Raw genomic sequence first — 18980 nt, forward strand, 5'->3', positions numbered from 1 at the left:
GGTCAGCCGCTTTCAACGCTCAAGGCCGCTCGTAGACAATTTTTAATGTTCTGAACGGGAGGCGTGGCGACTTGGCAACACTGCTGTCCCTTACTGACTCGTCTACGACATTATTGAACGCAAAAATGCCCCGTTCGCGCCACAAAAAGTGCGCAAACGCTAAAATGCAAAGGATTGGGTGCGTTTGAACGCATCGAGCACCGGGAGGCTCGCGTTGAATGCAGCGCGAGAAACCACGCCCTGGCCGGATTTGACGTAGAGGTGCGCCACTGCCGCATTGCCCGAGCCAATCACAGCAACAAGCCGCCCCCCGTCCCGCATCTGGGAGAACAGGGTTTCAGGGACCAGATCGACAGCCCCCTCGATGAGGATGACATCGAACGGCGCTTCTTTGGCAACGCCGGCCTCCAGCGGTCCGCACACCGCGGCCGCATTGCCAATGTCGAGATCGGCGAGAATGTCGTTGGCCTGGGTGACCAAAGCCTCCTCATCCTCAAGAGCCACCACCGCACTCGCGAGCCCTGCAAGAACCGCAGTGGAGTAACCCGTACCGCACGCGATATCGAGAACGACATCATCAGGGCCCACTTCGGCGAGTTGCACGAGTTTCCCGAAAATCGCCGGCGTCGGCAGCGTCCTGGTTTCCGATACTGCGATTTCCTCGTCGCTGTAAGCGAGCGCATCGCGGGTTCGGGGAACGAACAGTTCACGCGGCACCCGGTTCATCACGTCGAGAATGCGCCAGTTGGTAATCCCGCTCGTCCGAAGCTGATTGTCCACCATCGTTCGGCGCGCGTGTGCGAAATCCACCATTTGCTGTCACCTTTTCGTCGAAATGAGGCCCGATCTGCCTTGGTCATTACCGCCGGCTGCCCCATGACGCAAGGGACCTCTGCAGAGCCGGCGCGCAATCTCCTCACGCGCGGCCAAACGTCGGCGCCGCCGCAATCAGAGCGCGGGTGTATGCATGCCGTGGCGACGCGAAAACCGTCTCGGTTGCGCCAGCCTCAACGATCCGGCCAGCCCGCATGACCAGAACCCGATCCGTGATCGCCCGCACAACGTGCAGATCGTGCGAGATGAACAGATAGGAAAGCCCCAGCCGTCCGGAAAGCTCAGCCAGGAGGTCAAGGATTTGCGCACGGATCGAGACGTCCAGCGCAGAAACGGCCTCGTCGAGCACCACAAGCGCCGGTGCCGTGATCAGCGCCCGGGCAAGCGCGATTCGTTGCCTCTGCCCGCCCGAGAATTCATGGATAAACTTGTCCGCGTCGGCACTGCCGAGGCCGACCTGCTCGAGTGCATTGGTGACAGAACGACTGCGCGCCGCGCCGTCCGGCGCATCCCGCCCCAGCAAATGCAGCGGTTCGGCAACCAGCCTGCCGACCTTGTGCCGGGGATTGAACGACCCGTAAGGGTCCTGAAACACCATCTGCATGTCGCGCCGGGTAATAAACGCCGTGTTGTGCAGTCCGGCAACCGGTCGGCCTGCCAGCATGATCTGGCCACTTTGTACCGTCTCCAGCCCGACAATCGCGCGGGCAAGGGTCGATTTTCCACACCCGCTCTCGCCCACGAGGCCAACGTTCTCGCCCCGATCGATGCAGAACGTCACATCATCGACCGCCCGCAACGCGCGCTTGGCCTCCCAGAACGCACGCCGCGGCAACGGATAGTCCCGAACCACGTTCGAAACCGATAGCAACATTTCCCCCCGCTCGCGCGCTCGCTTCGGCGGTAGATGCGTCGAAGCCTCGAACAGCGCGCGCGAATAAGGGTGTTTGAGACGCCCGGGAATCGCAGAAGACTCTCCTTGTTCGACAATCCGGCCGCCTTGCATCACGGCGATGGTGTCGGCCATCTGCGCCACAACAGCAAGATCATGCGAAATGAGGATCAGCCCCATCTCCTCGTCACGGGCCAGCGCGCGCAAAAGAGCGAGAATTTGCGCCTGCGTCGTGACATCGAGCGCTGTTGTCGGCTCGTCCGCGATCAGGAGGCGCGGTTTGAGCGCAACCGCCATCGCGATTCCCACACGCTGGCGCTGCCCGCCCGAAAGCTCATGCGGATACCTGTCCGGAGATATCTGGCTCGAGGGCAGCCCGACACGCTCAAGCACTGCCGCGGCCGTCTTCCTGGCCCCGGACCAACCGGCACGACGGTGTACGACGATCGTTTCGGCGACCTGGTCGCCGATGGTCATGAGCGGATTGAGCGCCGTCATCGGCTCCTGGAAGATCATCCCGACCGTGTCACCACGTAAATCGGTGAGCGCCGACTCGGAGGCGCCAACGACCTCTCGCCCGTCGATGGCAATACGGCCCGAAAGGCGCGCGCCTTCGGGCAGAAGCCCTATGATCGAAAGTGCTGTCAGCGACTTGCCCGAACCGGATTCGCCAACGACGCCGAGAACATCCCCGGCGTCGAGCGATAGCGCGATATCCTCGAGAATCCGCGTATCGCCGATGGTAAGTTCTAGGCCCTCAATGCGTAACAGGCTCATCGGCGCACTCCACGCAGCCGTGGATCAAAGAGGTCCCGCAGACCGTCTCCAAGAAGATTGAGCCCAAGAACGGTCAGAACGATCGCAAGGCCAGGTACGATCGCCACGTGCGGCGCCAGTGCGATCATCGTCTGCGCCTCGGCGAGCATCCGCCCCCAGCTTGGAATTGGGGGCTGTGCGCCCAGTCCCACATAGGCAAGGCCCGCATCAGCAAGGATTCCCAGAGAAAACTGGATTGTCGCCTGTACGATGAGCGTGTTGGCAATATTGGGCAGGACGTGTTCTACCGAAATCAGTGCTCGCCCCTTGCCCGCCAACCGAGCTGCCATCACAAATTCCCGCGTCCACAGACTGAGCGCCGCCCCCCGCGCCAGGCGGGCGAAAACAGGGATATTGAAGATGCCGATAGCGATAATCGCATTGACGGCACCGGGCCCGAAGACAGCCGTGATCAGGATGGCGATGACGAGCGCAGGAAACGCGAATACAAGGTCATTGCCCCGCATGATGACCTCATCGATCGCCGACCCCCGCACTGCCGCCGCAGCCAGACCCAACGGCACCCCCAGGACGACGCCCACGCCCACTGCGACGAGCGCGACAGCGATCGACGTTCGCGCACCGACCATGATCATCGAGGCGAGGTCCCGTCCGAAATGGTCCGTCCCGAGCCAGTGTGTCCACGACGGTGGGGCGAATCTGGCGCCGATCGCCACACCGTCGATCGGATAGGGCGTCCAGACGAGCGAAACAGCAGCCAAAACCACGATGGCCAGGCTCAACATGCCGCCGACGAGTACCGCTGGAGACCGAAGTGCCGCACGCCAAAGGCCTGCGGACTCGACAGCAACCGCGCTCATACCCGGCGCCCCAGCCGCGGATCGACAAGGCTATACGCAATCTCGACGAGAAAATTGACGAGGATGACCGCGATGACCAGCAACATCACCACTGAACGCACCACAATGAGGTCGCGCGCGCTGATTGCCTGAAAGACGAGCCGACCCAGCCCGGGCAGGAAAAAGACGTTCTCGATGATGATGGCACCCGCCAACAGAAAGGAAAACTGCAACCCGAGTATCGTCAGCACGGGAATGAGCGCGTTGCGCACAGCATGCCGCCAAAGAGCCTGACCGCGTGTCAGCCCCTTGGCCCGTGCTGTACGGATGTAGTCCTCCTCGAGCGTATCGAGCAACGCCGACCGCATGACGCGCGCCAGGATCGCTGCCTGTGGCAGCGCCAGCGCGATCGCCGGGAGCGTCAGCGCGCGTAGGCCCTCGAAAGCCCCCGCATCCCACCCGGGAAACCCGCCGGCGGAAAACCAGCGTAGTGTGACCGAGAAAACGAGCACCAGAAGCATCGCAAACCAGAAATTGGGAACCGCTATCCCCAGTTGTGTTCCGCCCATTACTCCCGCATCGACTGCGCTTCCCCGCCTTGCCGCGGCCAGGATGCCAACAGGAAAGGCAATCAGCGTCGAAAGGGTCAAGGCGTAGGCCGCGAGCGGAACGGATACCCAGAGCCGCGCAGCGATCAGTTCCGCCACGGGCACCCGGTAGGTATAACTGGTCCCCAGCTCTCCGGTGAAAATCCCGCCGATCCAGCCCAAATACCGCATCCAGACCGGCGCATCGAGGCCGAGTTGCTCACGCAGCGCGGCCACGGTATCCGGCGCCGCGTTGAGCCCAAGCATGAACGCCGCCGGATCCCCGGGCACGACTTCGAGCACCACGAATACGACCAGGCTCGCGACGACAACGCTGATCGCAAAAGAAAGCGCGCGCTGGAACAGGAAGGCAGTCATGCCGGAACCTCTACGCGGGCCTGATTGATCACGCCCTAGATCACCGGGCCCAATATACCGCCGTCAGGTCTGTAGCCTGGGTCGGCGCATTGACCCACATACCCTCGATACCGGCATTCTTGATCCCTGTCTGGGCGAGCTGGAACAAGTAAACGTTGACATAGTCCTCCGCGATCTTGCGCTGCGCGTCCCCCAACAGCGCAATGCGCGCATCCGGAGCCGTTGTCGCGTCGAGTTCGCTCATAATGGCCTGAAATTCAGGATCGCCGTAGCCGAAATAATAGTCCTCGCGTCCGTAGATGCCGATATCCAGAGGTTCGGTATGCGAAACGATCGTGAGATCGAAATCACCTGCGCCGAACACCTGCTCAAGCCATTGTGCCCATTCCATGTTGGTGATTTCGGCCTCGATACCGACAGCGCGCAACTGTGCAGCCACGATCTCTCCGCCTCGCCGGGCATAGGTCGGAGGTGGCAGGGCCAGTGAAAGCCTCAGCCCGGTAACACCCGCCTCTGCCAGCAGTGCCCGAGACCGCTCCGGATTGTACTGCGAAAGATCGAGGAGATCGACATAAGCCGGATGATGCGGTGCGAAATGCGTCCCGATCGGCGTGCCATACCCGAACATCGCGCCATCGATAATAGCTTGCCGGTCGATCGCGTGCGCGATTGCTTCCCGAACGCGTACATCGTCTAGCGGCGAACGCTTGTTGTTCATTGCAAGGATCGTTTCGCCCTCGGTCGTGCCGACGACGGCCTCGAAGCGCGGATCGGCATCGAGCACCGAGAGCGTTTCGGGCGCCGGAAAATTGGGGAAGACGTCGACGTCCTCCGCCATCATCGCCGCAAAGGCAGCCGTCGGATCCGAAATAAATCGGAAGGTCGCCGCCTCCAGTTGCGCGGGTTCGCCCCAATAAGCGTCATTCCGTTCCAGAATCACGCGATCACCCTGCACCCAGTCGACGAATCGGAAAGGGCCTGTTCCCACCGGATCGGTCGCGTTTGTATCCGCGCTTTCCGGCCCAACGATCACCGCATCCCCCCAGGCAAGATTGAACAGCAGGTTGCCATTGGGTCTCGACAGCGTCATCTCGACTGTGAGATCGTCGAGCGCGGAAACCTCGGCGATGTCTGCAAAAAGCGCCTTTTGCGCGTTGACCGAATCCTCTGCTTGGGCCCGGTCGATCGAAAAAACCACATCCTCTGCTGTCAACGCGGTGCCGTCGTGAAAGTTGACTCCGTCATGCAGGTGAAAGGTGTAGGTCAACCCGTCGTCAGAGATTTCCCAACTATCGGCAAGCCCGGATATAATGTCCCCGTCAGGGGCAAATCGGGTCAACCCTTCAAAAACATTGGCATAAACCACCTCGTCGATGGCAGCGGCGGCGCCGGCGGTGGGATCGAGATGGGGAGGCTCGAGTACCAGCCCCACCGTAATATCCGCGCGTTGCGCCTGAGCCGGCGCTACAACCGCGAGCCCCATTACGCATACTGCGACCATCGCTCCGGCCAGGTTTCTTATCGGCACGCACGCCTCCATCTTCGAGTGTTCCGATTCCAGCGACACCCTAACCGAACAATCGCCGCTTTGCGATGCAACCTTAAGGGCAAGCCACGGCGAATGCGGCACGGGCTCGGCGGCAATGGCTGGGGAAGAGCGAACGGAACTTCTCGTTTAATTTCAGCATTGTTCTAAAAGATGCCATGATTATATTGGCAACGCTTGCTTCACTTCGACAAGGAGGGTGAATGCCCAGCAATCAGATTCAGCTCTTTTCCCGCCGCCGGGAAAAGCACCCGCAGTCGGCGGATCTGGCGGCCTCCCAATGGCGCGACGCTATGCGCGACATAGGCGACATGCTTTCGGGCATCTACCAGGATCTGCGTGGCGATCTGGCTGACGGCTTTTCGGATCTCAAGCGGTCGGTGCGCTGGGCCCTGCGCAAGATATCCTCTAAGCGCAACGGATAGAGGCCGTCCGCTCGTTTTACGGACATCCGGCAGCAGAAAGGGCACCGCAAGGTGTCCTTTTTGTTTAACAAGCCAAGCTGAGGGCAGCCGCAGCACCGGACAAATGCCCCGCTGTTTCAGCGACACAAAGGCAACGACAATTGGCAGGGAGGAAGGGGGCGGCCAGCCGTTTAGGCTGGCGGGAGTGACGGGACTCGAACCCGCGACCTCTGGCGTGACAGGCCAGCGCTCTAACCAACTGAGCTACACCCCCTGCACCTCAGGGACGCTCCGTCCCCGGCAAGGTGGGCATCGTTTATCGGTCGCCTTGTCCCAAGTCAAGCGCCATCGCGCGCGGTTTGTGAAAGAAATTTAAAATAACGCCGCAAGCCCCCGGATACTGTGGCAGGGACGCCGCCGCTGCGATTAAAATTTCTACGTAACGCACTGGAAACGAACCTGTTTTCCCAAACACAAAGGCATAGGGACTATCGAGAATCCTTGTTAATATGCCGCAGCAAATCGAAAAGGGCGCGGGAAAATGCGACTCGACACGCTCGCTCTGGCCATCGTCGTCGCCTTCGGCGCGCTTTGGCTGATTGTCACGCTGACCGTATTGATCGCGGCGATGCCATTCGGCCTTCTGGGTCTTCTCGCGGTTGTCATTTATCAGCGCATCACCAACGCCGAAGACGATTACTACGACAAGAACGTCGACAAATAACCCTTAGTGGAGCTCCTGCCATGATCGTCACGACTGCCGATACCGTCGCCGGCCACACCATCTCCGATTCGCTCGGCATCGCCCGGGGCAACACCATCCGCACGCGGCATGTCGGCACTGACATCATCGCTGGCTTGCGCAACCTCGTGGGCGGCGAAGTCGGAGAATACACCAAGCTCATGGCCGAGGCCCGCGAGCAGGCCTATGACCGCATGGTCGCCGACGCGCGCCAGATGGGCGCAGACGCCGTCGTCGGCATGCGTTTTACGACCTCGATGGTCACACAAGGTGCGGCGGAAATCCTTGCGTACGGCACCGCTGTGCGATTGGAAAAATAGCCGAGCAGTTCTCCCATCCAGCGCGTGTCTGCCATTCAAGTCACCGTGGTTCCATGAGAAATGGCGAACGCTAACAGAAGGCCGGCGACGACGATTGCGCCCGTGCCACTGTGCTCGTCCTCGACGGCGTCTGGAATCATTGTATCGACGATCATTGAGAGAAGCGCACCCGCCGCGACCGCATTGACCATCGCAAGCAGCCAGGGATCGGCGTATCGTAAGAGCGCGACACCGACCATGGCCGACACGCCCAGAAGTACGGCAATAGCTACCCACATCCCCAGCACCTGCGCGGGCCCCCTGCCCGCCTTTTTCATGCCGGCAGCGCTCGACAGCCCTTCAGGAAAATTGGACAAAAGGATCGCGGCCAGCATTGGAACGCTTACGCCGCCATCATCGAGCAATCCGACACCCAGAACCATCGATTCGGGGATGCCATCGAGAAGCGATCCAATTGCGATGGCCGCGCCTCCTGCCGCACCTGCGCTTTGCCGATCGTTTGATCGCTTGCGATGCCTGCCGCCCGAAGCGGAAACGATGTGATCTGCAACGGTATAGGCAAGAGCCCCGGCGATCGCGCCGGCCACGATCGGCCAGAGCCCGCCGCGCTCGAACCCGTCCATGATAAGATCGTACGCTACGGCAGAAAGCAGCACTCCGCAGCCGAACGCCATAATCCCAGCCGTCAGCCGCCGCGGTAAATCCGCCAGATAAACGACTGCCGCTCCGACAACGAGCGACGACGCGCCAAGCAGTGCCCACAACCCGGCTTGCACCCAAATAGGCATCCCCGCCCCCAAATGTCCCAAGTGCATGAAGTTTATCGACTCTAAAGGCGAGAACACAAGCTCGCCTGCCAAGCCTCACACGATCGGAGCCGCCCCGGCGCATTGCATTTCGCCTGCATATTAAGCAAATCCCAATTGTGCACACTAAGTATTCATACTGCTAACATTTTAGGCGAGCCATTGGCCAAATCTCGCGAACGCCTGAGCGACGACCAAAGCGCAAACGCCCGGCCACAGCCACTTCGAGGAATTCTGGGGGACGTGGCACACCGGTTGCATACCAAACCGTGCCGCTCGGCCTCCTCCCAGCGGAAATAAGAAGGACTGTATTATGAATTGTATCCCTGCGATCTGCTTCGGCAAACCCGCAGCCCTCACGGCTGCTCTCACTATGGCGTTTGCGACAGGCACGGCATTTTCTCAAGAAGCCCCGTCTTCGGGCATTCCCGAATTCCCGGAAACTGTGCTGGGGCAGCATAGCCCCGACCTTAAGAATATCATTGTGCTCGACACGGGTGGCACCATAACCGCCAGCGCAGTGGACCGCATCAGCTACCTCAACTACGGCGGCGACAATGGCCCGGCCGATGGGGTGCTGACTATCCTTGAAGACATGCAGCCTGAAATCGACGGTATCGCAAACATTACCTTGGTGGACCTGGCCAGCAATGATTACTCGATCGGCAGTTCGGGTAGTCTTACCAACGAGAAGCTCTTCACCATCTCACAGACCATCGATGCTTATCTGGCCGATCCCGACGTAGATGGTCTCGTGCTCACCGCTGGCACCAATGTGCTCGAGGAAGACGCCTATTTCTTCGATCTGACCGTCCAGTCGCCCAAACCGGTGGTGCTGACCGGCTCCATGCACCAGTACGGCACTTTTACCTATGACGGTATCACCAACCTGTTCAGCTCCATTCGCCTGGCAGCCGATGGCGGCACGACCTGTTTCGGCACCGTCGTTCTGCTCAATGACAACTTCTACCCGGCCCGTGAAGTCACCAAGACGGACGGCTACAAGATGAGCACGTTCGACGCCCGTCTTTATGGCCCGTTCGGCGTCGTCAACCAGGACAATATCCGCATCATGCGCGCTCCGGCGCGCGTACAGGATTGCGGGACCGACGCGTGGGCAACACCGTTCGAGCTGTCCACAATCACCGTTGAGGACCTACCCATCGTCGACGTCATCATGAGCCACATCGAGGCCTCCCCCGCGATAATCGAGGGTGCAGTCGCCGGCGGCGCCGAAGGCATCATCATTGCGGGCCACGGCCCGGGCGGTATTTCCAACTTCCAGCGTGATGCGCGAGACGCCGCGCTCGAGGCGGGCGTCGCCATCGTCAGCGCCTCGCGTACCGGAGGCGAGGGCAACTACGATTCGGGCGAAGGCGATGTCATCAACGCCGCCGACCTACAGCCATTGAAAGCGCGGATTCTGCTTCAGCTGGCCCTTGCGTTCAGCGATGACTTCGCCGAAACGCGCGAGCTCTTCACCAGTTACGGCACCGGCGAATTCGAGCCATTCTCGTACGACTAAGCACAGCGCGCTGGGCGGAAGAATTGCCGCCCGGCGCCATTCTGGTTCGCCAAGCCCAATATGACGTCAGGCAGGCTTTTGACGCCGCGACGCGGCGTCACCACAGATGCAAATACTCATCAAGGGGATTGGTGGGCGATGACAGACTCGAACTGCCGACATCCTCGGTGTAAACGAGGCGCTCTACCAACTGAGCTAATCGCCCGGCACGTGGATCGTGCTGAAACCGCATGAAGGGACGAACCCGTGCGGTGCGGCCTTTGATTATGCGCAATGCCCTGCCCCGTCAATAGAAGGCTCGTCGGCTGCAACATTCAACGCCGCAAAAAGGAAAGGCCCCGGGGGATTCCGAGGCCAAACCAAACAGGTGCGCTACAAAGCTTAGGCCTAGTTCAGCGCGTCCTTGAGGCCCTTACCGGCCTTGAACTTGGGCTGAACCGAAGCCGGAATGTCGATTTCCGCGCCGGTCGCCGGGTTGCGGCCCTTGGTGGCCTTGCGCTGCGCGGCGGCAAAAGTACCGAAACCAACGAGACGTACTTCGTCGCCGCCCTTGAGGGCTGCAGTGATCGCGTCAAAGACAGCGTCCACAGCTGCACCGGCCTGAGCCTTGGTGAGATCGGCCTTCTCGGCAACTGCCGCGCTCAGATCGTTTTTGTTCATAGCGTTTCCTCACAATGAATTGCTCATCACGTGATCCGATGAGCGGAAGCGGCATCACCCTTTTACGATTCCGGGGTAAAAGCAAGGAAAACTGCGGGTTTCACGGGCTTTCGGAGCCAAAAAACGCGAGTTTTCCACCCCTCGGGCCAAATGTGGCGCACTTATAAACAGGGGCAAACCAAAATGCGTCGAATATCCCGGCATTCCGGGCGACTCAGCGTCCGGTACCATCGGCGACCGCATGGTTCACAGCAGTCGGCTACGGGCGGTGAATACCTGATCTCTTGAAGTGCATCAAAGGGGTATGCCGCCTCCCACTTCTGCCGTACCCGGCAAAGAAAAACGGCGCTCTTGAAAGAGCGCCGTCATCAATTCATCGCAAACGGCTGACCTCAGTGGGGCAGCACGGCACCGGCATCGTCGCCATCACCCTTGTCGGCGACGCCGCTGGCAGCCTCGTCATAGTTCCACTCGATCGGCTCCAGCTTTTCAACCAGAGCATGCTCCAGCACCTCGCCCATGCGGGAAACCGGAACGATCTCGAGGCCTTGCTTGACGTTCTCGGGAATTTCCTTGAGGTCGCGCACGTTCTCCTCAGGGATGAGGACCTTCTTGATCCCGCCCCGTAGCGCCGCAAGGAGCTTCTCCTTCAGTCCACCGATGGGCAAGACACGACCGCGAAGGGTAATCTCGCCCGTCATTGCCACTTCATGACGCACCGGAATGCCGGTCATCACGGAGACAATTGCCGTCGCCATCGCGATACCCGCCGACGGACCATCCTTGGGCGTGGCGCCCTCGGGCACGTGGACGTGAATATCCCGCTTGTCGAAGAGAGGAGGTTCGATTCCGTATTCAACGGCCCGTGCCTTCACATAGGTCGCTGCAGCGGAGATCGACTCCTTCATCACGTCCTTGAGGTTGCCTGTGACAGTCATCTTGCCCTTACCAGGGCTCATGATGCCTTCGATCGTCAGCAATTCGCCGCCCACCGAAGTCCAGGCCAGTCCCGTTACGACACCGACCTGGGGCTCCAGATCGATCTCGCCATAGCGAAACCGCGGCGGTCCGAGGTACTCTTCAACCAGTTCAGGGGTGACCTCGATCTTCTTTTTGCCCGAAATCAGGATGTCCTTGACCGCCTTGCGCATCAAATTCGCAATTTCGCGCTTGAGGTTACGCACGCCCGCTTCACGGGTATAGCGCCGGGTCAGAAGCTGAAGGCTTGTATCGGGAAGGATGAACTCGTCATCTTTCAGCCCGTGTTCCTTGAGGTTTTCCGGAATGAGGTGCCGGCGGGAAATCTCCCACTTTTCCTCGTCCGTGTAGCCCGAGAGCCGGATAATCTCCATGCGGTCCATCAGCGGCTCGGGAATATTGAGGGTGTTGGCCGTAGTGACGAACATCACATCCGATAGATCGAAATCCACCTCGAGATAATGGTCGTTGAACGTATTGTTCTGCTCCGGATCAAGCACTTCAAGAAGCGCCGAGGACGGGTCGCCCCGGAAATCCTGGCCCATCTTGTCGATCTCGTCGAGAAGGAACAGCGGGTTAGCCTTGCCGGCCTTTTTAAGCGACTGGATCACCTTGCCGGGCATCGAGCCGATGTAAGTGCGCCTGTGGCCGCGGATTTCCGCTTCGTCGCGGACGCCCCCCAGCGACATGCGGACATATTCGCGTCCCGTTGCCTTGGCAATCGAGCGCGCCAGTGACGTTTTACCAACGCCCGGAGGGCCGACGAGGCACAGGATCGGGCCCTTGAGCTTGCCCGTCCGGCTTTGGACCGCGAGATACTCGACGATACGCTCCTTGACCTTCTCGAGGCCGTAGTGGTCGTTATCGAGCACGGTCTCTGCGAATTTGAGATCCTTCTTGATCCTGGATTTCTTGCCCCAGGGCAGATTGAGCATCCAGTCGAGATAATTCCGCACGACGGTCGCTTCCGCCGACATCGGGCTCATCTGCTTGAGCTTCTTCATCTCCTGCTCGGCCTTTTGCCGGGCTTCCTTGGAGAGCTTGGTCTTGGCGATGCGGTCCTCGAGTTCCTGCAACTCGTTGGTGCCGTCCTCATTGTCGCCCAGCTCGCGCTGGATCGCCTTCATCTGCTCGTTGAGATAATACTCGCGCTGGGTCTTCTCCATCTGGCGCTTGACGCGGCTGCGGATCCGCTTTTCGACCTGTAGCACGCCGATCTCGCCTTCCATCAGTCCCAGAACGCGCTCGAGCCGCTCGGTAACTGAAGGCGTTCCGAGGATGTCCTGCTTGTCCTGTATCTTGACGGCAAGATGGCTTGCGATCGTATCGGCCAGCTTGGAATGATCCTCGATCTGAGTGACCGCGGCGACCACCTCGGATGAGATCTTCTTGTTGAGCTTTACATAGTTTTCGAACTCGCTGACCGCCGAACGAGCAAGCGCTTCGGCCTCGACTGCGTCGTGATCGACAACGTCGAGCTTCTCGGCCTGGGCCTCGAAATAGTCTTCAGTCTGCACATAGTCCGCGATCCGCGCGCGGTGCAGACCCTCTACGAGAACCTTCACCGTCCCGTCGGGCAACTTCAGAAGCTGAAGAACGGACGCAATGGTTCCGATCTCATAAATGGCGTCGGGAGCCGGATCGTCTTCCTGGGCGTTCTTTTGCGTCACGACGAGAATATGCTTGTCTTCCCGCATGACTTCTTCAAGCGCCCGTACGGACTTTTCCCGGCCGACAAACAGCGGAACGATCATGGAGGGAAATACGACAATGTCGCGCAGCGGCAGGACCGGGTACACCTTGTCCCTGTCGAACTCGGTTTCGGGCGTTTTATCGTCGGACATAAACTATCCTTTCAGTGCCGCTGGCAAAAGGGAGGAGTGCCAGTGGCAATCGGCGTGGCGTCGGGCCGCCGGGGCCCGTGGGGGACTCAGTCAGGCGGCCACGACTCTTCGTCCCCTAAGATAGGGCATAAAACCCCATCCACAAGTTGCGTTCGGTCAATTTCTGTGGGCGGGACCGCAGGCCTGATATGCGTGCTCAAACACGCGTTACTTTTTGGGAGGCGTTGCAAGATGGCCATAGGCGGATTCGCATTCGTCAACCAGACCAAGGAACGTACCATCTTCGGCTTCCGCAAGCTCGAATGCCGCGGCATCGTAGGTTTCCCACACCGCATCCTGGCGTTCCTGTGAAAAGCCCGCAACGTTCATGGCTTCGCGCGCTGTCATCTCGAGTTCGTAGCTCAATTCATCGTAGTAGATGCCCCAGGGCGCGTCCTCGTCATACCAGAACGACTCCTCGAACAGGACGGCGCTGCACCACATGAGGTCGATGTCGGCTCCCTCCAATCCGTCCACGAGCTTGGTCGTGGGCTGGGCAACGGTGGCGGTAGACATCGCCAGTCCTGTCGCCAGAAGAACTCCGGCGAGTGAATGTCGTAAAAGCATGATCTTCCGTCCCTGCTTGGTCTGTCGCCACCAGACTCTAACAACTCGCTGCCGGACTTGACAGGATTAAACGCTTCGATGGCTAACGCAGGAGCGACGTGCCCTCCCCGACCTCAGACAAAAAAAAGCCCGGCCAAGCCGGGCTTTCTCAACGCGAGTCCAGCAATATTGATTATGCGCTGGGCTTGACATCTTCCTTAGCACGCTCGGCGTAAATGTAGAGCGGCCGGACATCTTTGCTCTCGATGACTTCCTGGCTGATCACCACTTCCTCGACACCTTCGAGGGAGGGCAGATCGTACATCGTATCGAGCAGGATCGCCTCCATGATGGAACGCAGGCCACGCGCGCCGGTCTTGCGCGCAATCGCCTGCCGGGCGATCGCCTTGAGCGCATCCTCGTGGAAGGTCAGTTCCACAGTCTCCATCTCGAACAGCCGCTGGTACTGGCGGACCAAAGCATTCTTGGGTTCGGTCAGGATCTGCACCAGGGCGTCCTCGTCGAGATCCTCAAGCGTCGCAATCACAGGCAGACGGCCAATGAATTCGGGGATCAACCCGAACCGCACCATATCCTCGGGCTCGACTTCCGCGAGCACATCGCCCACGCGCCGGTCTTCGGGATCCTTGACCTGTGCGGTGAACCCGATCGAGGTGTTTTCGCCGCGCGCTGCGATAACCTTTTCAAGCCCCGCAAACGCCCCACCACAGATGAAGAGGATGTTCGTCGTATCGACCTGCAGGAATTCCTGCTGCGGATGCTTGCGCCCGCCCTGCGGCGGCACCGAGGCAACGGTACCTTCCATGATCTTCAGAAGCGCCTGCTGAACGCCCTCACCCGAAACGTCCCGGGTTATGGAGGGATTGTCCGCCTTGCGGGAAATCTTGTCCACCTCGTCGATATAGACGATGCCGCGCTGGGCCTTGTCGACGTTATAGTCCGCAGCCTGCAGCAACTTGAGTATGATGTTCTCGACGTCCTCGCCGACATAGCCCGCTTCGGTGAGCGTCGTGGCGTCAGCCATCGTGAAGGGCACATCGAGAATACGTGCCAGCGTCTGGGCAAGCAGAGTCTTGCCGCAACCGGTCGGCCCGATCAGCAGGATGTTGGACTTGGAAAGCTCGACATCCTGGTTCTTGGCCGCGTGATGCAACCGCTTGTAGTGGTTGTGGACCGCCACAGAGAGCACGCGCTTGGCCCGTCCCTGACCGATCACATAATCATCCAGAACCTTGCAGATTTCCGCAGGGCTCGGGACGCCATCGGAGGACTTCACCATCGAGGTCTTCGATTCCTCGCGGATGATGTCCATGCACAATTCGACGCATTCATCGCAGATGAACACCGTCGGTCCGGCAATCAGCTTGCGGACTTCGTGTTGGGACTTCCCGCAGAACGAGCAGTAAAGCGTGTTCTTGGAGGACTCTCCGCTCGAATTTTCCTTCGACATATAGCAACTCCAAAAGCGCCAATTTGCGCTTGGTTCTACCCCGCCGTTTACAACGCTAGCCGACGACGAATGAAAAAAATGTAATTCACCTCGACCTTAAAGGTCACTGGCTTGCGGTGCAATCATGACAGAGGCCTCTCGCCGCCTCTGTCAATCACTTGTGAAAAAGGCGAGACTTAGGCTCCCGCCTCAGGCAAATCCCGTTTCTGGTGAACGTGGTCGATCAACCCCAGTTCCTGGGCCTCTTCAGGGCTAAGGAAGCGGTCGCGTTCCAGCAGATCTTCGATCTCCTGGTATGACCGACCCGAATGCTTGACGTAGATTTCATTGAGCCGGCGCTTGAGGCTTTCAGCTTCGCGGGCATGGATCATGATGTCCGTAACCTGGCCCTGATAGCCACCGGAAGGCTGGTGGACCATGACGCGCGCATTGGGCAGACACCCGCGCATATCCTTTTCGCCTGCGGTCAAGAGCAGCGACCCCATCGAGGCGGCCTGCCCGATGCACAACGTCTGGACCTTGGGCCGGATGAACTGCATGGTGTCGTAGATCGACAGCCCCGCGGTCACAACTCCGCCAGGCGAGTTGATGTACATCGCGATTTCCTTTTTCGGGTTTTCCGATTCAAGGAACAAGAGCTGCGCTACGATCACCGAGGCCATATTGTCCTCGACGACACCGGTTACGAAAATGATGCGCTCGCGCAGCAGCCGCGAATAGATATCGAACGCGCGTTCGCCGCGGTTCGACTGCTCGACCACCATCGGTACAAGCGTGTTCATGTAAAGATCGACGGGATCTTTCATTTATTTTTTTCTCCCCCGGGGAAAGGAATCAGAAGGACCTCTCGCCTTGCCGGCGATATCGGCATAGCGACGTCTAAACCGTCACATAGGCTTGGCGGTGTTTGCGTTCAATAGCAAGCCCGAGCGTGGCCCAAATAAGGCACATGCTTAATGCGTAAAATGCCCCGCTCACCGGTTTGACGCGACCGGCTTTCACACTAGACTGACTTTGACCATTCGGACAAAAGCCATGCTCGATTCACCCGTTTCGCCATTTGCTATCGACCGAGACGACCGCCGCGCGCGATGTGATCCGCGCAACGCTCGCTTTTTCGGCGACCCCTATGTGTTCTATACCCAGATCCACCAAAACACGCCATCATTTCAATGGACTGACTATGGGCACTGGTGTTTCGCGAGCTTTGCCGATGTAAGTGCCCTGCTCCGCGACAAGCGCTTCGGTCGGCAGATCCTTCATGTCGCCACGCGTGAGGAGATCGGCCTGCCCGCCCCCCTTTCGCATACCAGGCATTTCGACGCCGCCGAGCGATTTTCGCTCCTTTCGATCGAGCCGCCCGAGCACACACGGCTGCGCACGCTGGTCAACCGCGCCTTCGTATCGCGGCAGGTAGAACGCCTCCGCCCGCGAATCGAATCGCTGGCCAACGAGCTCATCGACGGCTTCGCCGGCCAGCGTGAGATCGACCTCATCGACGCCTTCGCTGCCCCCATCCCGGTCGTCGTCATCGCCGAAATGCTCGGCGTACCGCGGGATATGGCCGGCCAATTGCTTGACTGGTCCCATCGCATGGTCCGGATGTACATGTTTGGGCGAACCGAGGAAATCGAGCGCGATGCCGACGCAGCAGCCCGCGACTTCACGGCTTATATCCTGTCCCTTGCAAACAAACGCCGTGCCGATTTGCGCGACGACCTCATCTCACACATGCTCACCGCGGAGGTCAAAGGCCAAAAGCTCTCCGATGCCGAGCTTGCATCAACGGCAATCCTACTTCTCAACGCCGGACATGAGGCAACAGTCCACCAGACCGGTAACGCCGTCAAATCCATCCTCGAAAGCGGCTATGATCCCCGAACGCTGTTTTCATCCGATGAGCAGACCGCGGCCACCGTTGAGGAGGCGTTGCGTTTCGACGCGCCGCTGCACATGTTCACGCGCTACGCGCTTGAAGACCTGAACTACGCTGGTATCCCGTTCAAAAAAGGCGAGACGATCGGCCTGATGCTCGGTGCCGCCAACCGCGATCCGGTCCGCTTCGCCAACCCGAACGCCTTCGATCCATTCCGTACCGACGGCGCCAACGTCAGTTTCGGTGCCGGTATTCATTTCTGCATCGGAGCACCGCTCGCCCGGCTCGAAATGCAGGTGGCGCTCAAGGTCCTCTTCGAGCGCCTGCCTGACCTGCGCTTGACGGCGGAACCTGAATACAAGGACGTCTATCACTTCCATGGCCTCGACCGGCTGATGGTCGGGTGGTGACGCGCCTATTCCAGGACGCGCACAAGCATTTCGCGAACGATATCGGGAAGATCGTCGGCCATGAGCCCCGGCTTGCCAAAAAGCTTGGTGCCGAGCCCGTGAAGGAAGACCGCCGCGCACGCCGCGTCGAAATCCGACATGCCCTGGGCCATCAGCCCCGCGATGGCACCGGCCAGGACGTCCCCTGCGCCGGCCGTCGCAAGCAGAGGCGATGCGGCCCCGTTTATGACGACACGACCCTCGGGTCGCGCGATCACGGTGTCAGGGCCCTTGTAAAGCACGACCGCCCCGGCAAGCTCTGCCGCGCGGCGCGCACGGTCGATCTTGGACCCCTCTAGCGTACCGAACAGGCGTTCGAATTCGCCATGATGGGGCGTCAGCACAACCTCGCCCCGCCCCCGGTCGTCAATCGCGGCAAATAGCGTCTCAGGGTCTTCGTGGAAGCTCGTGATTGCGTCCGCGTCAAGAACCACGCGCGCTTCGCTCCGTAGCGCCGTGAGCACCTTGTCGCGGGACTGCCCGCCCGTGCCCAGACCCGGTCCTATGACCACCGAGTTCTTTCGCCTGTCGCGCAGCGTTTCGGCAAGTGCCTCATGGTCCTCCGCCTCGACAAGCATGATGGATGTCACATGGTTTGCGTGCACGGAAAGCGCCGCCCGGTCGCCTGCAATCGTCACAAGGCCCGCCCCCACACGGGCTGCACCGTTCGCCGCAAGACGCGCCGCGCCCGTTTGAAACGCGGCGCCGGATACGACAAGGCAATGCCCGGCATCGTATTTGTGTCCGGCCGGGCTGCGCTTCGGCAGGTGCCACAAATGCGGGTCGTTTTCGAACGCTGTTGGCACGATATCGGCAAGCACATGGTCGGGAATACCGATGTCTGCGAGCAACACCTCACCGCATAGCGCCCCACCCGGATAAAGCAAATGGCCTGGCTTACATCGGAAAAACGTCACTGTGAAATTGGCCCTGATGGCAACGCCACGCTCCGCGCCCGTCGCACCGTCGACGCCGCTCGGCATGTCGACGGCAACGACATCCGCACTGCACTGGTTGACCTTCTCGATAACCTCCGCAAGTTCCCCGTCGATATCCCGCGAGAGGCCCGATCCGATCAACGCATCGATGATGACGCCGAAATCATCGTCCAAACAGGCCAACGCCGGTTCGATATGACCGCCGTTCCATTTGCGCGCCATAATCGCCGCATCACCTCTGAGGTCCGCCTTATCCCCGAAGAGCCCTACGCGTACAGGCCAGCCCCGCTCGGCCAACAGCCGGGCCACCACGAAACCGTCGCCTCCATTGTTACCAGGACCGCAAAGAACCAGCACGGGCTGCACGGAAAAATGCTGGGCGACCTCATAGGCGATCGCCTGGCCTGCGTTTTCCATCAACGTAAGTGACGGAACGCCGGCGTCGACAGCAAGCCGGTCGGCTTGCGCCATTTGGTAAGGGGTGAGGAGCTCTTGCACGCAACAACCTCGCTGAGAGCACATTTTTGAC

Annotated in this window: 17 protein-coding genes and 2 tRNA genes; 5 read left to right on the forward strand and 14 right to left on the reverse strand. The window is 60.0% G+C overall.

Annotation, left to right across the window (positions count from 1 at the left end; genetic code table 11):
- Nucleotides 1–159: 159 nt before the first annotated feature.
- From LSG43_RS14310 to LSG43_RS14330, 5 genes are all read right to left on the reverse strand, one after another.
- On the reverse strand, nucleotides 160–813 hold the full coding sequence (locus LSG43_RS14310) for a protein-L-isoaspartate O-methyltransferase family protein (RefSeq protein WP_231805379.1): 654 nt from the start codon (nucleotides 811–813) through the stop codon (nucleotides 160–162).
- A 103-nt stretch (nucleotides 814–916) separates the two neighbouring features.
- Nucleotides 917–2503 (reverse strand): ABC transporter ATP-binding protein, encoded by a 1587-nt coding sequence (locus LSG43_RS14315; RefSeq protein WP_231805381.1) that lies wholly within the window; start codon nucleotides 2501–2503, stop codon nucleotides 917–919.
- Nucleotides 2500–3363 carry an ABC transporter permease gene (locus LSG43_RS14320; protein WP_231805383.1) on the reverse strand — a complete coding sequence of 288 codons (864 nt, stop codon included), beginning with the start codon at nucleotides 3361–3363 and terminating at the stop codon, nucleotides 2500–2502. Before LSG43_RS14320 ends, LSG43_RS14315 begins: the two co-directional genes overlap by 4 nt.
- A complete protein-coding gene (locus tag LSG43_RS14325) occupies nucleotides 3360–4307 on the reverse strand; it encodes an ABC transporter permease (protein WP_231805385.1) in 948 nt (315 codons plus the stop codon). The genes LSG43_RS14320 and LSG43_RS14325 overlap by 4 nt, the downstream gene beginning before the upstream one ends.
- 40 nt (nucleotides 4308–4347) lie before the next feature.
- Nucleotides 4348–5808 (reverse strand): ABC transporter substrate-binding protein, encoded by a 1461-nt coding sequence (locus LSG43_RS14330; protein ID WP_439652047.1) that lies wholly within the window; start codon nucleotides 5806–5808, stop codon nucleotides 4348–4350.
- Between the two features lie 248 nt (nucleotides 5809–6056).
- Between LSG43_RS14330 and LSG43_RS14335 the strand changes: the two genes are divergently transcribed.
- A complete protein-coding gene (locus tag LSG43_RS14335; RefSeq protein WP_231805387.1) occupies nucleotides 6057–6278 on the forward strand; it encodes a hypothetical protein in 222 nt (73 codons plus the stop codon).
- Nucleotides 6279–6454: 176 nt separating this feature from the next.
- Here LSG43_RS14335 and LSG43_RS14340 read toward each other — a convergent pair.
- A tRNA-Asp gene (locus LSG43_RS14340) sits at nucleotides 6455–6531 on the reverse strand.
- A 267-nt stretch (nucleotides 6532–6798) separates the two neighbouring features.
- Between LSG43_RS14340 and LSG43_RS14345 the strand changes: the two genes are divergently transcribed.
- Together LSG43_RS14345 and LSG43_RS14350 are read left to right on the forward strand one after the other, a co-directional pair.
- Nucleotides 6799–6981 carry a hypothetical protein gene (locus LSG43_RS14345; protein WP_231805389.1) on the forward strand — a complete coding sequence of 61 codons (183 nt, stop codon included), beginning with the start codon at nucleotides 6799–6801 and terminating at the stop codon, nucleotides 6979–6981.
- A gap of 20 nt (nucleotides 6982–7001) precedes the next feature.
- Complete coding sequence (locus tag LSG43_RS14350; protein WP_231805391.1) at nucleotides 7002–7319, forward strand: YbjQ family protein; 318 nt, start codon at nucleotides 7002–7004, stop codon at nucleotides 7317–7319.
- Between the two features lie 35 nt (nucleotides 7320–7354).
- Here LSG43_RS14350 and LSG43_RS14355 read toward each other — a convergent pair whose 3' ends face one another.
- Entirely contained in the window at nucleotides 7355–8107 is a 753-nt protein-coding gene (locus LSG43_RS14355) for a ZIP family metal transporter (RefSeq protein ID WP_231805393.1), read from the reverse strand.
- A gap of 331 nt (nucleotides 8108–8438) precedes the next feature.
- On the opposite strand from LSG43_RS14355, the gene LSG43_RS14360 reads away from it, so the two are divergent.
- A complete protein-coding gene (locus tag LSG43_RS14360) occupies nucleotides 8439–9650 on the forward strand; it encodes an asparaginase (protein ID WP_231805395.1) in 1212 nt (403 codons plus the stop codon).
- Between the two features lie 129 nt (nucleotides 9651–9779).
- Here LSG43_RS14360 and LSG43_RS14365 read toward each other — a convergent pair.
- The 6 genes from LSG43_RS14365 to LSG43_RS14390 form a co-directional block, all read right to left on the reverse strand.
- A tRNA-Val gene (locus LSG43_RS14365) sits at nucleotides 9780–9855 on the reverse strand.
- Nucleotides 9856–10037: 182 nt separating this feature from the next.
- The gene (locus LSG43_RS14370; RefSeq protein ID WP_231805397.1) at nucleotides 10038–10310 is read right to left on the reverse strand and encodes an HU family DNA-binding protein; all 273 of its coding nucleotides are present in this window, start codon (nucleotides 10308–10310) and stop codon (nucleotides 10038–10040) included.
- A gap of 392 nt (nucleotides 10311–10702) precedes the next feature.
- Complete coding sequence (lon, locus tag LSG43_RS14375) at nucleotides 10703–13132, reverse strand: endopeptidase La (RefSeq protein WP_231805399.1); 2430 nt, start codon at nucleotides 13130–13132, stop codon at nucleotides 10703–10705.
- Nucleotides 13133–13339: 207 nt separating this feature from the next.
- On the reverse strand, nucleotides 13340–13687 hold the full coding sequence (locus LSG43_RS14380) for a hypothetical protein (protein WP_231805401.1): 348 nt from the start codon (nucleotides 13685–13687) through the stop codon (nucleotides 13340–13342).
- Between the two features lie 223 nt (nucleotides 13688–13910).
- Nucleotides 13911–15188, reverse strand: coding sequence for an ATP-dependent Clp protease ATP-binding subunit ClpX (gene clpX, locus LSG43_RS14385; RefSeq protein ID WP_231805403.1), 1278 nt, complete (start codon nucleotides 15186–15188; stop codon nucleotides 13911–13913).
- A gap of 176 nt (nucleotides 15189–15364) precedes the next feature.
- Nucleotides 15365–15994 carry an ATP-dependent Clp protease proteolytic subunit gene (locus LSG43_RS14390; protein WP_231805405.1) on the reverse strand — a complete coding sequence of 210 codons (630 nt, stop codon included), beginning with the start codon at nucleotides 15992–15994 and terminating at the stop codon, nucleotides 15365–15367.
- Between the two features lie 229 nt (nucleotides 15995–16223).
- Between LSG43_RS14390 and LSG43_RS14395 the strand changes: the two genes are divergently transcribed.
- The gene (locus LSG43_RS14395; RefSeq protein WP_231805407.1) at nucleotides 16224–17474 is read left to right on the forward strand and encodes a cytochrome P450; all 1251 of its coding nucleotides are present in this window, start codon (nucleotides 16224–16226) and stop codon (nucleotides 17472–17474) included.
- 5 nt (nucleotides 17475–17479) lie between these two features.
- Here the strand turns inward: LSG43_RS14395 and LSG43_RS14400 are convergent, their stop codons facing one another.
- Entirely contained in the window at nucleotides 17480–18949 is a 1470-nt protein-coding gene (locus tag LSG43_RS14400; protein WP_231805409.1) for an NAD(P)H-hydrate dehydratase, read from the reverse strand.
- Nucleotides 18950–18980: the final 31 nt, after the last annotated feature.

The sequence above is a fragment of the Pelagibacterium xiamenense genome (assembly GCF_021166475.1).
Classification (GTDB): Bacteria; Pseudomonadota; Alphaproteobacteria; order Rhizobiales; family Devosiaceae; genus Pelagibacterium; species Pelagibacterium xiamenense.